Origin of the sequence: Streptococcus sp. 121 (genome assembly GCF_016458205.1) — a bacterium.
Taxonomy (GTDB): Bacteria; Bacillota; Bacilli; order Lactobacillales; family Streptococcaceae; genus Streptococcus.
This window is the reverse complement of record NZ_JAEMED010000010.1, coordinates 17,722-32,524: the sequence shown is the minus strand read 5'-3', so window position 1 is coordinate 32,524 and position 14,803 is coordinate 17,722. Positions and strand designations below refer to the sequence as shown.

Below are 14,803 nucleotides of genomic sequence, written 5' to 3'. Positions count from 1 at the left end.
CATGTTAGAGACGATAACTCCCCAAGAATTTGAACAGCTTCATATTGAAAAGCGTTCTTATATGCAAAGTCCACAAATGGCTAGTCTCCTGGAAAAACGAGGCTACACGATTGAATTCTTAGCCTATAAAGAAAACAATCAAATCCAAGTTGCTGCCATGGTTCAAACCATGCCTATGACGGGCGGCCTTCATATGGAAATTACCTTAGGTCCCTTGGTCGTAGAACCTTCAGGTCTAACATCATTCTATCAAGCACTTCAAACCTACGCCAAGAAAAAAGGGGTTTTGGAACTCATCATTTTTCCAAATACTTCTTATCAAGAATACACCACAGATGGAGAAGCAATCGGTTCGGAAAACAGAGCTGAATTGGAATTACTAGAAAATCTAGGTTTTCAATTTCAAGGTTTTAAAACTGGCTATACTGCTTCTGCCCCTAATTGGGTTTACCTAAAAGACTTGAGCGGTTTGGATGAACAATCACTTCTGAGCTCCTTCACCAAAAATGGTAAGGCCCTTGTGAAAAAAGCCAACACTTTTGGAATCAAACTTCGCCCACTTACAAGAGATGAACTCCCTCTCTTTAAAGAGGTAACCGAAGCGACTTCTAGCCGTCGTGATTTTTCAGACAAAGAGCTCTCCTACTACGAATATTTCTTTGATAGTTTTGGAGATCGAGCTGAGTTTATGGCAGCCTTCCTTAATTTCCAAGAATATGCACAGGAAATCCAAAAAGGACAGCAGACTTTAGCTCAAAAAATTGCAAAATTGGAAGAAAGACCAGCCAGTACAAAACGAGATAACCAATTACGTGAATTCAACTCACAGCTTGAAACCTTTGATGTACGGCTAGCTGAAGCACAAGATCTCATTGAGAAGTACGGTTCTGAAGATATTCTCTTGGCTGCTTCCCTCTTCCTCTATATGCCCGAAGAAACCGTCTACCTCTTCTCTGGTTCCTATCCTGAATTTAATAAATTTTACGCTCCAGCATTGCTACAAGAATACGTGATGAAGGAAGCCATTAAACGAGGAATTGCACACTACAACCTCCTGGGAATCATGGGCCAATTTGATGGACAGGATGGAGTCCTCCGTTTCAAACAAAACTTCAATGGCTATATTAGCCAAAAAGCAGGGACCTTCATCTATTACCCATTCCCATTCAAAGCAAAATTCCTACAAGGGATTAAGAACATTTTAGGTAGAAAATAAGCGTAAGAAAATACCCCAGACCCTCTGTCTACAAAAAAGAATCGGCACCTTGATGTGACCGATTCTTTTTCTTTACGCACGTTTAACAGCAATTGCTGGAGAACCTAACTGGTTGTCTTCAGCCACACGACTGCGAACATTCCAGAGGTAATCTAGGCTATGCCAACCACTTAGAGATTTGGTGTAAGGATCTGAAACCTTAACTTTTCCGTCCTTGTATTCGGACAGCACAATCTCATGAGTAGATGGGTAGTTCACAAAGACACTCGCCCCTACCGCCAGTAGGACTGGATTCCCAGCTTGAAGAGCAGCCTGAATAGCATTACGGCTATTTAAAACTTCGTGTTTGTAACCCCACTTATTAACAGCCTTCACAATTCCATTGGTCTCTGTTCCAGGCCCAAACTTGTTAAAAGCATTGGTATTGTGATAGATATAGTCTCCAACCTCAGTTGGTAAAACAGTTTTGCCAGAAAGTCCTGAGAAGACCATAGCTAGGCTGGTAGGAACACAACCTGTTGGTCCAAATTTGTAGCCACCATACCATTTTTGAGACCAGCGACTATCCAACTGTGAATAATAAGGTATTTCCACGCGAGCGGCTACTTGTTTTGGAGCTGATGGAACAGCACTTGTGTTTGGCAAAGTTGTTTTTTCAAGTTTTGCCCGCTCTATTTTTGCAAGTGCAAGGAGCTTATCGATATCGATACCACCAGGACAAAGGGTTGCGGACACCTCGTCATGACCAACCACGTGGTTGCGGTCCAATGGAATATCATAACGGAGGGAAATATCCGCAATCAACTTCGCTGAATTGCGATATGTTGCCTCAGCGATGGTCCAATGTGGGCCTAAACTATTGTTGAGGTGCTCAATACCAATGGAACGTTGATTAGTTGGATAATGCCCTGCATGCCAAGCCACTTCGTTTTCTGGCACAACTCCCCAGATCTTGTCTGGAGTCACTTGATAGTGGGCTGAAGTTTCATTACCGTTGCGAATATACCAAGTTGCTCGGGCTCCTTCGTCACTCATTCCAGCGTTGTGATGAATCACAATCCGATCAATCTTCACACGATTTTTATCAGAGTAGACTGGATTTTCATCAATATGGGTAACAGTTCCAGAATATTTCTTGTTCCCGACCCATTTTTCAGGAAGGCCTTTACCAGAACTTGATTGATTCCCTTGAGTCTCCTCTTTTTTCTCTTCAAGAGTATGCGATGGCCCATAAGCTACATAACGTCTTTGTCCAGTATAGGAAATATAAGATAACCAGTGGTAACCGTTGGTTGTTACAATTCGATCATAATTTACTTTGTTCCCGACTTCATAAACCGCAAGGGTCGGACTTGTTACAACAGGTTCATTCTTTACATCCGAACGTTTCGTAAATGTGTAACTACCTTGAGCCGGGAGATTATGTGGAATTGGCCGACTAACAACGATCGTTTTTTGAGGAACGGTTACCCTTGTTCCAGATAAAAATTCACGCTTATTTTGATTGGTTACGTAATAAACATGGGTGAGATAGCTACCCGCGTCATTCTTATGATCCTTGGTTTCAATCCGGACTTTATAACTACCATCCGCTTGTTTTACAGCCTTATGCCAGATAAGATCATCTTGACCATTTTTCTCAGACCAAGTTGGAACTAGAACTTCCTTCACTCCTTGTGGATGGTTGACTTGTGAGACCACAACATCAAAGCCTGTTGAACTGATGTTACTTCCTGTCACCTGACCTGTTTTTTGAACCACTGGAGCTTGTGGGACAGTTACCTTGGTTCCAGTTACATATTCCCGGTTATTTTGGTTTGTCACATAGTAAACATGGGAGACATAGCTACCCGCGTCATTCTTATGATCCTTGGTTTCAATCCGGACTTTATAACTACCATCTGCTTGTTTAACAGCCTTATGCCAGATAAGATCATCTTGACCATTTTTCTCAGACCAAGTTGGAACCAAAACCTCTTTGACTCCTTGTGGGTGGTTGACTTGTGAGACCACAACATCAAAGCCTGTTGAACTGATGTTACTTCCTGTCACCTGACCTGTTTTTTGAACCACTGGAGCTTGAGGGACAGTTACCTTGGTTCCAGTTACATATTCCCGGTTATTTTGGTTTGTCACATAGTAAATATGGGAGACATAGCTACCCGCGTCATTCTTATGATCCTTGGTTTCAATCCGGACTTTATAACGACCATCCGCTTGTTTTACAGCCTTATGCCAGATGAGATCATCTTGACCATTTTTCTCAGACCAAGTTGGAACTAGAACTTCCTTCACTCCTTGTGGGTGGTTTACATTACTAACAACAACCTCAAAACCGGATGCAGAGACACTAGAGGTTGAGATGCGACCTGTTTTCTCTACCTTCACTTCTGGTGTCACTGGGCGACTTGGTTGAATCGACTGAGCACCGATTGCTACGTAACGACGGGTACCTGAATAAGAAATGTAAGAAATCCAAGTATAATTGTCCGCATTTAAAACTCGGTCATAACGAACAGACTGACCTGGACGATAGGTTGCTAGGTCTGGACTCGTGATTCGAGCTTCGTTTTTAACACCCGCAGTTTGGCTAAAAGTATAGGTTCCTTGAGGTGCCAAGGCTTTCAAGGTATTGGCAACAGCTGAATCCGTAGTTTGACCAGCATTATTTTGAGCCGGAAGGGCCACATAACGTCGAGCGCCTGAAGCTCCGATATAGGACAACCATTGGCGCTGTTCCCGATTCAAGACCTGATCATAAACGACCGATTGCCCCTTACTATAAGTCGCAACAACGCTAGAGGCCAATCGGGGTTCAGAGTGAACTTCTGCGACTTCTTCAAAAACATAGGTTCCTGAGTTTGGTAGCTGATTACTGGTTTCTGCCGAACCAGATGTTGCAGCACGCCGGAAGGGAGTTGCTGAAGCAGGCTGAACTGATTCAGTTTTAATAGATGCAGAATTCACAGAAGGCAAGGTTGATGTTTCCTCTGTAGATGCACTCGCTTCACTTGAAGAGACTGCTTTAGAAGATGAACTAGGGCTGGTCGCCACTTCAGTAGAAGGAGCCAAGGATGCCCTTAAGCTTGTCTGAGGCGTTACAAGTTCTGAACTTGGATTTGTTTCTAGTGTTCCATTCGCTTGAGGCTCAGACGTCACTGTTTGGCTGGATGATTCACCCTTGACAGTGGTTTCTGAATAACTATCCGCCTGCACTTGTCCTCCCATGAAGACAAGGCTAGCAATTAAAACAGAAGCCGCACCGAATGAATATTTCCGGATGGAAAAACGTTGCTGGGATCTCTGATTCATAATGACTATTTCCTTTATTTTTTCTTAAAGTTACCCATTTATTTTATACTAAGTTTTTGTTTTTTTCAATGAGAGCATGAAAAAAAGCCCGAAAAATCGGGCTTCTAAACCATTAGTTTACAAAATCCAAAAGAGCTAGGAAGCTATCCACTTCAAGGGAAGCACCCCCAACAAGAGCTCCATCTACATCTGGGCAAGCCATGTAATCTTTCACATTTGATGGATTTACAGAACCACCGTATTGCACTCGAACTTTGTCTGCCACTTCTTGACCAAAGTCTGCAGCAACAACATCACGAACAGCTTTACACATTTTTTGTGCGTCATCCTGAGTTGCAGATTTACCAGTACCGATAGCCCAGATTGGCTCATAAGCAATCACAAGTGAGGATACTTGCTCAGCTGAAAGACCTTTAAGAGCTGCTGAGACTTGTGCTCCAACAAACTCAACTGCTTGTCCAGCTTCATAAGTTTCAAGTGACTCACCACAACAGATAATTGGTGTCATACCATTACGGAAGATAGCATGTGCTTTTTTGTTGATATCTTCATCTGTTTCGTGGAAGTAGTCACGACGCTCTGAGTGACCGATCACAACGTAGTCAACACCCATTTCGTTCAAAACTTTAGGGCTAGTTTCACCTGTGAAGGCACCCGCATCTTCAAAGTAACAGTTTTGCGCTGCCACTTTAAGGTCTGAATCTTTAGAAAACCATAGAAGTGCGTTCAAATCAACTGCTGGTGCAGCAATCGCTGCTTCAACAAGATCAGCTGATGGCAATTTGCCTGCTAGTCCCTCAACGAAAGCTTGTGCTTCTTGAGGGTTTTTGTTCATTTTCCAGTTACCTGCGATAATTGGTTTACGTGACATTTCACATACCTCTTCTATTTTTATTACAGTCCTTATTTTATCACAAAGACGAGCAGAAAAAAAGGGAAATCCAAAAAACACTAGCCTGGCCAAAGACCAAGCTAGTGCTGTTCTGACTTAAATTGTTAATCTAGGAAATGAATCGAATTAAGCTTCGATTTCAGTAACCATACCTGAACCAACAGTACGTCCACCCTCACGGATAGAGAATGTTGTTCCTTGTTCTACGGCGATTGGGTGAATCAACTCAACGTCGATTGTCACGTTATCACCAGGCATAACCATTTCAGTACCTGCTGGTAACTCGATAGAACCAGTTACGTCAGTTGTACGGAAGTAGAATTGAGGACGGTAGTTGTTGAAGAATGGAGTGTGACGTCCACCTTCTTCTTTAGTAAGGATGTAAACTTCACCTTTAAATTTAGTGTGTGGGTTGATAGAACCTGGTTTAGCGATAACTTGTCCACGTTCAATCTCATCACGTTGAACACCACGAAGAAGAACCCCAACGTTGTCTCCTGCAAGACCTTCGTCCAATTGTTTACGGAACATTTCAACTCCAGTAACAACTGCTTTAGTAGTTTCTTCTTTGATACCAACGATTTCGATTTCGTCATTGACACGAACCACACCACGGTCGATACGTCCTGACGCAACAGTACCACGACCAGTGATTGAGAATACGTCCTCGACTGGAAGAAGCAATGGTTTGTCAGTATCGCGTTCTGGTTCTGGAATGTATGAGTCAACAGTATCCATCAATTCCATGATGATGTCTTCAAATGCTGAATCACCTTCAAGCGCTTTAAGAGCTGAACCTTGGATAACTGGTAGGTCATCACCTGGGAAATCGTATTCTGAAAGAAGGTCACGGATTTCCATTTCAACCAACTCAAGCAATTCTTCATCGTCAACAAGGTCAACTTTGTTCATGAAGACGATCAAGTTTTTAACACCAACCTGACGTGAAAGAAGGATGTGCTCACGAGTTTGTGGCATTGGTCCATCTGTAGACGCAACTACAAGGATCGCTCCATCCATTTGAGCCGCACCAGTGATCATGTTTTTAACGTAGTCCGCGTGTCCTGGAGCGTCGATGTGAGCGTAGTGACGTTTTTCAGTTTCGTACTCAACGTGTGCAGTGTTGATGGTGATTCCGCGTTCGCGCTCTTCTGGAGCAGCGTCGATAGAAGCGTAATCTTTAGGTTGGTTAACTGATGAAGGCAAACGACGTGCCAAAACAGTTGTAATCGCTGCAGTTAGGGTAGTTTTACCGTGGTCAACGTGTCCAATTGTACCAACGTTAACGTGGGGTTTACTACGATCGTATTTTTCTTTTGCCATTTGGGTAAAAGCCTCCAATAAAATATATTTTATAGATAGACAGTAGGCAATACAGTCTAACTTTCCCTACTATTCTATCAGACTGTTAGAAAAAATCAAGCCTTTTACTTCTTTTTTTAATTTTTTCCATTGATTAGCCCGAGTTCCGAAGCCCTGTCGCAATCCCATTGATAGTGGTTGCAATTAAGGAATTGGCTTCTTCCGGTAATACCCCCTCACGCTTACGCCGGATTAACTCTACCTGGATATAATTTAAGACATCGAAGTAAGGCATGCGGTAGGACAAACTATTCGATAGGTAGGTATTATCCGCCAAAAGTTGATCGCTCTCTTCTATTAGCAAGAGACTTTCTTTGGTTTTTTCCCATTCCGCAAAAATCAGGTCAAACACTCCCGCTACCTGAGAATCCTGTACCAAGTCTCGATAGTGGGCCGCAATGGTCATATTGGATTTGGCCAACACCATATCCACATTGGAGAGTAGACCTCGGAAAAACGGCCAGTTCTGATACATTTGACGGAGAATCGAGAGCCACTCAGGATCCTCAGCCATCAAAGTCTGAAAGGCCTGACCAACCCCGTACCAACCTGGTAACATGATGCGATTCTGAGACCAAGAGAAAACCCAAGGAATAGCCCGTAATCCTGAAATTTCAGTAATCGTTTTCCGAGCCGCTGGCCGGGAACCAATATTGAGACTAGAAATTTCGGTAATCGGACTAGCTTCAAAGAAGAAATCATAGAAAGCTGGATTTTCAAAAACTAAGTCTCTATAAGCCTTGTAGCTCGTTTCGACAAGGTGGTTCATAACCCGACCATAGGTCTCACGCTGCTCCGGACTCAATTCCGCTTCCAGATTCAACATACGGTCTAACGAAGCAGATAGAAGCATTTCTAAATTGTAATAAGCAGCTTCCTTATTTCCATATTTATTAGCAATCACTTCCCCTTGCTCGGTCAAACGCAAACGATCTCGAATACTTTCCAAGGGTTGAGCAATAATGGCTTCATAAGTCGGACCGCCACCACGACCAACGGTCCCCCCGCGTCCATGGAAGAAGGTCACTTTAACGCCAAATTCTTGACCTAACTTTTGCAGGTCCTCTTGGGCTTGATAGAGAGACCAAACTGAGGAAAGATAGCCTCCATCCTTATTACTATCCGAATAGCCCAACATAATCTCTTGATAGCCATTGCGTGAAGCAATCCATTTTTGAATCAAATCCAAGGATAGATAGGAACGCATGGTCTGTCGAGAAGCCTCTAAATCCTCAATTGTTTCAAAGAGAGGCACCAATTGAAGACGAGTCGCATCACGGTTGACCAGCCCAACTTCTTTCAAAAGCGTTGCCAATTCCAACAGATCAGAAACACTGGTTGCATGAGAAATGATCGATTGCCGAATGACGTCTTCGCCCAAGACATCTTTTAGTTTGGCTGCCATTTCGAAAATAGCTAACTCCTTAGCTAATAGCTCACTTTTGGCAAGAGTGGGAGCCGAAAGTGGTCGTGGATCTTCCTCCAATAATCTGAGCAAAAGAGCCACCTTATCTTCCTCTTCAAGCTCTGAATAATGCTCCTCAATCCCTGCTGTAGTTAGTAGTTCAGCTACACAGGCCTCGTGCACACTCGAATCCTGACGCATATCAATGCTAGCTAAGTAGAAACCAAAAACTTCTACTGCCGTAATTAACTGACTCAGTTTCCCTGACGCTAAGTGACGCTGCCCAAAAGCCATAAAGGAAGACTGTACCTGTTCCAACTCTGCCTTGAATTCTTCAGCAGTCGCATAGGCGGGAATTTTATCCCAATTGCGCTCCTGCTGCATTTTGATCAATTCTTTCCCAGCCAAGGCCAACTCCTCTGGCTGTCCCAAGAAAACCTGCATTTCCTTTTGAGTTTTCAAAAGGCGATCCCGAATCCAAGAAAGGGCGCGACGATAAGGTTCTTTTTCTCTAAAAACAGAATTATCTTGTGAAAGATCAGCCAAACGAGCTACCTGGGAACTCACATCCGTCAAATTAAGGGAAACAGAGTAATCCCGGTAGAGCTTATTTAAAGACTGAAGATAATAATCAAAAAGAACTTCCTGCTGAACACGAGCGGATACTCGTAGCGTTTCCGCTGTCACAAAGGGATTCCCATCTCGGTCTCCACCAATCCACATCCCCATAGCTATCGGGCGACTGTGAGGAACGGACAGACCTTCTTCTTTGGCCAAGTCCCGGTAAGCCTGAGTCAAGCGTGGGACAGCCTCCAGTAGCGAGCTGCGATAATAGGCCATCGCATTCACAATCTCATTTTTAACCGTCAGCTTTTGTTCCCGAATAAGATCGGTTTGTAGGATAGTCTCCAAATAACGATAGAGTTCCTCCTCCCACTCATTCTGATTGAGATCACCGGGCAAGGCCATTCGCTTGCGTTTGAGCAAGTCATGAATCTGAGAAGTTAAATCCAATAGGGATTTGCGTTGAACCTGAGTCGGATGAGCCGTCAAAACAGGTACCACTTGCAGTTGCTCCAAAAGTTCCTGCGCATTGTCCATCTGAGCAGTCCGTGCCACAGCCTGACTGAGTTTTCCCAAGTAGTCCTCAGCCAGATTATTCCGGCGTTGGATGGTTACTTCCAAGTCCACATCTTCCGCAATATTAATAAGCAAGGGCACGACTGCAAAATAACGAACCAAGAGAGAAATTCGGTCTGTCTCTAAATTTCGAAGATAACTCGCAATCTTTTCATCCTGACCTTGGACGACCCAATCTTTAATCTGGTCCATCTCAACCAGCATCTCTGACCCATAAGCCGCTTCAACAATTCGGTTAACCATACTTTTCAATTCATAAGCGTCCTGAGCGATGGCATCCGCTGATACCTGGTATTCTAATTTTTCCATGTTTACTCCTCTACACAAAAAGAGGCGTAGACGGTTGGTCCCGTCCCTGCCTCACATTCAAGCTCTTTCGCCAGGCGAACCACCTGCTTGGATTTCCAAATCCCTTTTCTTTTCCGCAGCGTCAACATTTAAAACAAAAGCAATGGCAATAGACAAGACAAGGAGGCTATTCCCCCCTTGCGAAAGGAAGGGAAATGTCACCCCGGTTGAGGGAATCAAGCCTGAGATTCCACCAATATTAACAAAGGTCTGCGTTAGCAAAAGCCCTCCAACTCCTGTGGCTAAAAGGGCATTAAACGGATCTCGGGCTCGAATCCCAACCAGTAGCACCCGTAAAATAAGGAAGAAGAGGAGACCTAAAATCAGACTGGCTCCTACAAATCCTAACTCCTCAATGACAATAGCAAACACAAAGTCCGTATGGGCCTCCGGTAAGTAGCCATTTTTCTCGATTGAGTTCCCCAGGCCCATTCCAAACCAGCCACCATTACTCATGGCATAATAGGAATTAGCCAACTGGTGACCGGAATCAGATAAGTCCTCGAAAGGATTATAAAAGGCACTAAAACGCTTAGCAATATATCCAAAAAGTGGCACGTTGGCCACGACATCCACCCCAATCAAACGAATGGCTCCCAAGACGGCTGCGGATAAAACGGCAATCCCTCCCATAAAGGTCGCAAACCAACGATAGGAAATTCCACTTAGGGAAATCATAATCACAACCAAAAGGGACAGGATAGTGGCGTTCCCCAAATCCGGAAGGGAGGCGATGACAGCTAAGGACACAAGAACCGCAATCCGCCAATCAGAAAATGAGCGTGGAAAAAACTGATTTTGAGTCAGGGCATAATAGTCACTTTTAGCTATCAGTTCTTGTTGCCGACTAAACACAGAAGCTAGGTACCAAATCATCACAATTTTGAGGTACTCAGCTGGCTGTAAACTTAAGGGCCCCAAAAGGATCCAACCGCGAGCACCATTAATCTGGGCTCCAAAAATTCTGGAGATGATCAACAAGAGAATAACCAACCACATGACGATGGTCACCAACCGTTGGTTTTTCAAAAAGTCTAATTTAAACTTATATATTAAAGCGACCCCGATTAAACTCGCAATCCAGAAGACACCCTGTGTCAGTACCGAACTAAAGGGATTTCCACCACTTTGGATGGAATTGGCACTGGTCGTTGAATACACCACAATCAAGCCCAAAATAGACAAGATGAGGTAAGGAATCAGGATTGAATAGTTTAACAAGTAGCGTTTTTCAATCTTCATTGCATACCCGTTTTTTCTAAAAATTCAGCCTTGATTATACCATTTTCCCAATCGAAAAAAAAGGGAAACCCCATTCCCTATTCACCTGAGTGACCCCAGTTTCCCAAAAATGGGCTTTTTTTCCGCCAAATCAGGCGAGATTTCTTGTTTTTTCCACCATTTTAAGATAGAATGAACCTTATGAGACAAAGGATAAAACCGATTTTTATCGCAATCTTTTTTGGTTTCTTCTTTCTCAGTTTAATTGTCGGCCATATCCAAGTACAAGGGTTGCGAGCCGAACAAGAAGCCGCACGAGCAGCAAAGGCTGCCGAGGAGTCGCGAAAGAGTAAGCAAGATACGACCAAAAAGAAAGAAACGACCAACGAGGAAGTCAACCTCCGTCCCATCGTCGACCTCTCTGGTTGGCAACTACCAGAAGAAATAGACTATGACGTTATGGCCGAGTCCATTTCAGGTGCCATCATTCGTGTCCACAGTGGCGCTCAAGCCAAAAAGGAAAATGCGGCTACCTACCTGAATGGCATTGACAAATCCTACCAGAAACACATTGAAGAATTCCAAAAACGGGATATTCCTGTTGCTGTCTACGCTTATGTAGCAGCTGGATCTGTTAAGGAGATGGAGAAGGAGGCTACCGAATTCTACGAAGCCTCTGCCAAATACAAACCAAGCTACTACTGGCTCGATGTGGAAGAAAAAACCATGTCCAATATGGACAAGGGCGTCGAGGCCTTTCGTGCTAAACTGCAGGATTTAGGCGCTAAGAATATTGGAATCTACATTGGAACCTACTTTATGGAAGAGCACAGCATCTCCACTGATAAGTTTGATGCCGTTTGGTTCCCAACTTATGGAGTCGATTCTGGTTATTACAATGCTGCCCCTTCTACGGATATTGATTATGACCTTCACCAATACACTTCCCGAGGTTGGCTACCCGGATTTGATAAGGAGGTTGACCTCAATCAAATTTCCCCTTTAAAAAATACCGCCAAAACCTATAAAAAATTATTCCAAAGGGACGCTGCTGATTACCAATATCAAACTGAATCCCAGACCGAATAGAAATTGTGGCTGGGACTATTATCGTCCCAGCCTCTCTTTTGGTTAAAACTGATAAAGGAGTTTTATGGCTAAGAAAAAATTAAAGAAAACCTTGGTGGAACAAATTCTCACCAAGGCAGGCATCACCCATCAAGCCCATCACTTCAACGGTTTAGAAGGACAAACCCCTGACGAACTTGACCGGGCTCGCATTTTTAAAACCTTGGCCCTTAAGGGAGACAAGACTGGACCGATTATTGGAGTGCTTTCTATCGAAGATCACCTTTCTGAGAAAAAACTCGCCACCATATCCGGAAATAAAAAGGTCCAAATGATTCCTCAAAAAGATTTGGAGAAAACCACTGGCTATATTCACGGGGCCAACAACCCCGTTGGAATCCGTCAGCGTCATCATTTCCCTATCTACATTGATGATCGTGCCCTAGACTTCACCAGTATCCTAGTCTCAGCCGGTGAAATTGGACGAAGTGTCCAATTATCTGCTCAAGACTTAGCCGACTTCGTCGGAGCCAGCTTTGCAAATTTTCGTGAAAAAGGAGAAGAATAGAAATGAAGTTATACTTTGTTCGCCATGGTCGAACGGAATGGAATGAAGAAGGCCGTTTTCAAGGGGCCAGCGGAGATTCTCCACTCCTACACCAAGCCATCTTGGATATTGAGAGGCTTGGAAAACACCTTCAAGACGTGAGTTTCGACCGCATCTTCTCCAGTGATCTACCACGCGCCCTCCATACCGCTCAAATCATTCAGTCTCAGAATCGAACCCCAGTGGATATCGAACCCCAAGCTGCCTTACGAGAATGGCAACTTGGCCGGTTAGAAGGGCAGAAAATTACCACCATGGAAGCCATCTATCCCCAACAAATTCAAGCTTTCCGTCACAACCTTGCCAAGTTTAATTATGATATGTTTGGGGCTGAGTCCGTTTACCGGACTACCCATCGGGTGACCCAGCTGGTTCACTCTCTTAAGGAGGAACCTTACGACCAGGTGTTGTTCGTTGGCCATGGAGCCAATTTGGTGGCCTCACTTCGAACCCTTTTAGGGGTCAAACCTGCCTTGTTGCGGGATTGGGGTGGTTTGTCGAATGGAAGCTTGACCATCTTAGAAACTGATGATTTCAGAGATTTCCAAGTCCTTAGTTGGAACGACACCAGCTTTTTAGAGTCTGTGAAAGTCAAACCTATCCACTCATAACCCTTTCAATTGTGATAAAATAAAACATAAGTAAACGGATGACAGAGGAGGAAAATATGTCACACCATCTAACAGAGGAACTCAATGACCAGCAAATCATTCGTCGGGAAAAAATGCAGGCCTTGGCGGAAGCTGGCATTGATCCCTTCGGTCACCGCTTCGAACGAAGCGCTAATTCTGCGGATTTGAAAGAAAAATATGCGGATTTGGATAAGGAAGCCCTTAATGACTTGAATGAGTCCGCTACAATCGCCGGTCGCTTAATGACCAAGCGTGGCAAAGGGAAGGTCGGCTTTGCCCACGTCCAAGACCGTGATGGCCAAATTCAAATTTATGTACGTAAAGATGAAGTTGGCGAAGAAAACTATGAAATCTTTAAAAAAGCGGATTTAGGTGACTTTATCGGAGTTGAGGGTCAAGTCATGCGGACTGATATGGGAGAATTGTCCATCAAGGCTAGCCGCCTAACCCACTTATCCAAAGCCCTTCGACCACTTCCAGAAAAATTCCATGGTCTATCAGATGTTGAAACCATCTACCGCAAGCGCTATTTGGATCTCATATCCAATCGTGAAAGCTTTGAGCGCTTCATTGCTCGCTCCAAAATTGTTTCTGAGATCCGACGTTATCTAGATAACCAAGGTTTCCTTGAAGTAGAAACTCCAGTCCTTCATAACGAAGCTGGTGGGGCTGCTGCTCGACCTTTCGAAACCCATCACAATGCACAAAACATGGATATGGTCCTCCGCATTGCGACGGAACTCCATCTGAAACGCTTAATCGTTGGTGGTATGGAGCGGGTCTACGAGATGGGACGGATCTTCCGTAATGAAGGAATGGATGCTACACACAACCCTGAGTTCACTACAATTGAAGCCTACCAAGCTTATGCAGATTTCCAAGACATTATGGACTTGGTTCAAGGAATTATTCAAGCTGCCGCTAAAGCTGTGACAGACCAAGCGGTTATTACCTACCAAGACCAAGAAATCAACATCGGGTCTGACTTTGCGCGTGTGCACATGATTGATGCCATCAAAGAGATCACTGGTGTGGATTTCTGGCAAGCAATGACACTGGAACAAGCACAAGAACTAGCAAAAGAGCACAAGGTTCCTGTGGAAAAACACTTCACATCTGTTGGTCATATCATCAATGCCTTCTTTGAAGAATTCGTAGAAGACACCTTGGTGCAACCAACTTTCATCTATGGTCACCCAGTTGAGGTTTCTCCATTAGCCAAGAAAAATGCGGAGGACCCTCGCTTCACCGACCGCTTTGAACTCTTTATCGTTGGTAAAGAATTTGCCAATGCCTTCACAGAGTTGAACGACCCTATCGACCAACTTTCTCGCTTTGAAGCTCAAGCCCAAGCCAAAGAATTGGGAGATGATGAAGCAACCGGAATCGACTACGACTTCGTGGAAGCCCTCGAATACGGAATGCCACCAACAGGTGGACTTGGAATTGGAATTGACCGCCTCGTCATGCTTCTTACAAACGTAACAAGTATCCGCGACGTCCTCCTATTCCCAACTATGAAATAAGACAAAACAAAGACCTCCTGAACATCAAGATCAGGAGGTTTTTATGACTTCATCCTCATTGCATTTTAAAACTG

At 44.1% G+C, this 14,803-nt stretch carries 10 protein-coding genes; 5 read left to right on the top strand and 5 right to left on the bottom strand.

Features of this window, described 5'->3' with window-relative positions; genetic code table 11:
• Position 1: 1 nt before the first annotated feature.
• The gene (locus JEQ21_RS09875; RefSeq protein ID WP_233340724.1) at positions 2–1,216 is read left to right on the top strand and encodes an aminoacyltransferase; all 1,215 of its coding nucleotides are present in this window, start codon (positions 2–4) and stop codon (positions 1,214–1,216) included.
• Between the two features lie 72 nt (positions 1,217–1,288).
• Here JEQ21_RS09875 and JEQ21_RS03290 read toward each other — a convergent pair whose 3' ends face one another.
• The 5 genes from JEQ21_RS03290 to ftsW all read right to left on the bottom strand — a co-directional run bounded on the left by JEQ21_RS03290 (position 1,289) and on the right by ftsW (position 10,917).
• Entirely contained in the window at positions 1,289–4,528 is a 3,240-nt protein-coding gene (locus tag JEQ21_RS03290; protein WP_199363944.1) for a GBS Bsp-like repeat-containing protein, read from the bottom strand.
• Positions 4,529–4,640: 112 nt separating this feature from the next.
• Positions 4,641–5,399: a triose-phosphate isomerase gene (tpiA, locus tag JEQ21_RS03285; RefSeq protein WP_199363943.1), complete on the bottom strand. Its 759-nt coding sequence runs from the start codon at positions 5,397–5,399 to the stop codon at positions 4,641–4,643.
• A 147-nt stretch (positions 5,400–5,546) separates the two neighbouring features.
• The gene (gene tuf, locus JEQ21_RS03280; RefSeq protein ID WP_179925281.1) at positions 5,547–6,743 is read right to left on the bottom strand and encodes an elongation factor Tu; all 1,197 of its coding nucleotides are present in this window, start codon (positions 6,741–6,743) and stop codon (positions 5,547–5,549) included.
• A 133-nt stretch (positions 6,744–6,876) separates the two neighbouring features.
• Complete coding sequence (gene ppc / locus JEQ21_RS03275; RefSeq protein ID WP_199363942.1) at positions 6,877–9,636, bottom strand: phosphoenolpyruvate carboxylase; 2,760 nt, start codon at positions 9,634–9,636, stop codon at positions 6,877–6,879.
• 57 nt (positions 9,637–9,693) lie between these two features.
• On the bottom strand, positions 9,694–10,917 hold the full coding sequence (gene ftsW, locus JEQ21_RS03270; RefSeq protein WP_199363941.1) for a cell division peptidoglycan polymerase FtsW: 1,224 nt from the start codon (positions 10,915–10,917) through the stop codon (positions 9,694–9,696).
• A gap of 180 nt (positions 10,918–11,097) precedes the next feature.
• Between ftsW and JEQ21_RS03265 the strand changes: the two genes are divergently transcribed.
• The 4 genes from JEQ21_RS03265 to lysS all read left to right on the top strand — a co-directional run bounded on the left by JEQ21_RS03265 (position 11,098) and on the right by lysS (position 14,729).
• Positions 11,098–11,985, top strand: a complete 888-nt coding sequence (locus JEQ21_RS03265) for a GH25 family lysozyme (protein ID WP_196091198.1) — start codon at positions 11,098–11,100, stop codon at positions 11,983–11,985.
• A 64-nt stretch (positions 11,986–12,049) separates the two neighbouring features.
• Positions 12,050–12,532, top strand: coding sequence for an aminoacyl-tRNA deacylase (locus JEQ21_RS03260; RefSeq protein WP_199363940.1), 483 nt, complete (start codon positions 12,050–12,052; stop codon positions 12,530–12,532).
• A 2-nt stretch (positions 12,533–12,534) separates the two neighbouring features.
• The gene (locus tag JEQ21_RS03255) at positions 12,535–13,182 is read left to right on the top strand and encodes a histidine phosphatase family protein (protein WP_199363939.1); all 648 of its coding nucleotides are present in this window, start codon (positions 12,535–12,537) and stop codon (positions 13,180–13,182) included.
• 56 nt (positions 13,183–13,238) lie between these two features.
• Positions 13,239–14,729 carry a lysine--tRNA ligase gene (gene lysS, locus JEQ21_RS03250; RefSeq protein WP_199363938.1) on the top strand — a complete coding sequence of 497 codons (1,491 nt, stop codon included), beginning with the start codon at positions 13,239–13,241 and terminating at the stop codon, positions 14,727–14,729.
• Positions 14,730–14,803: the final 74 nt, after the last annotated feature.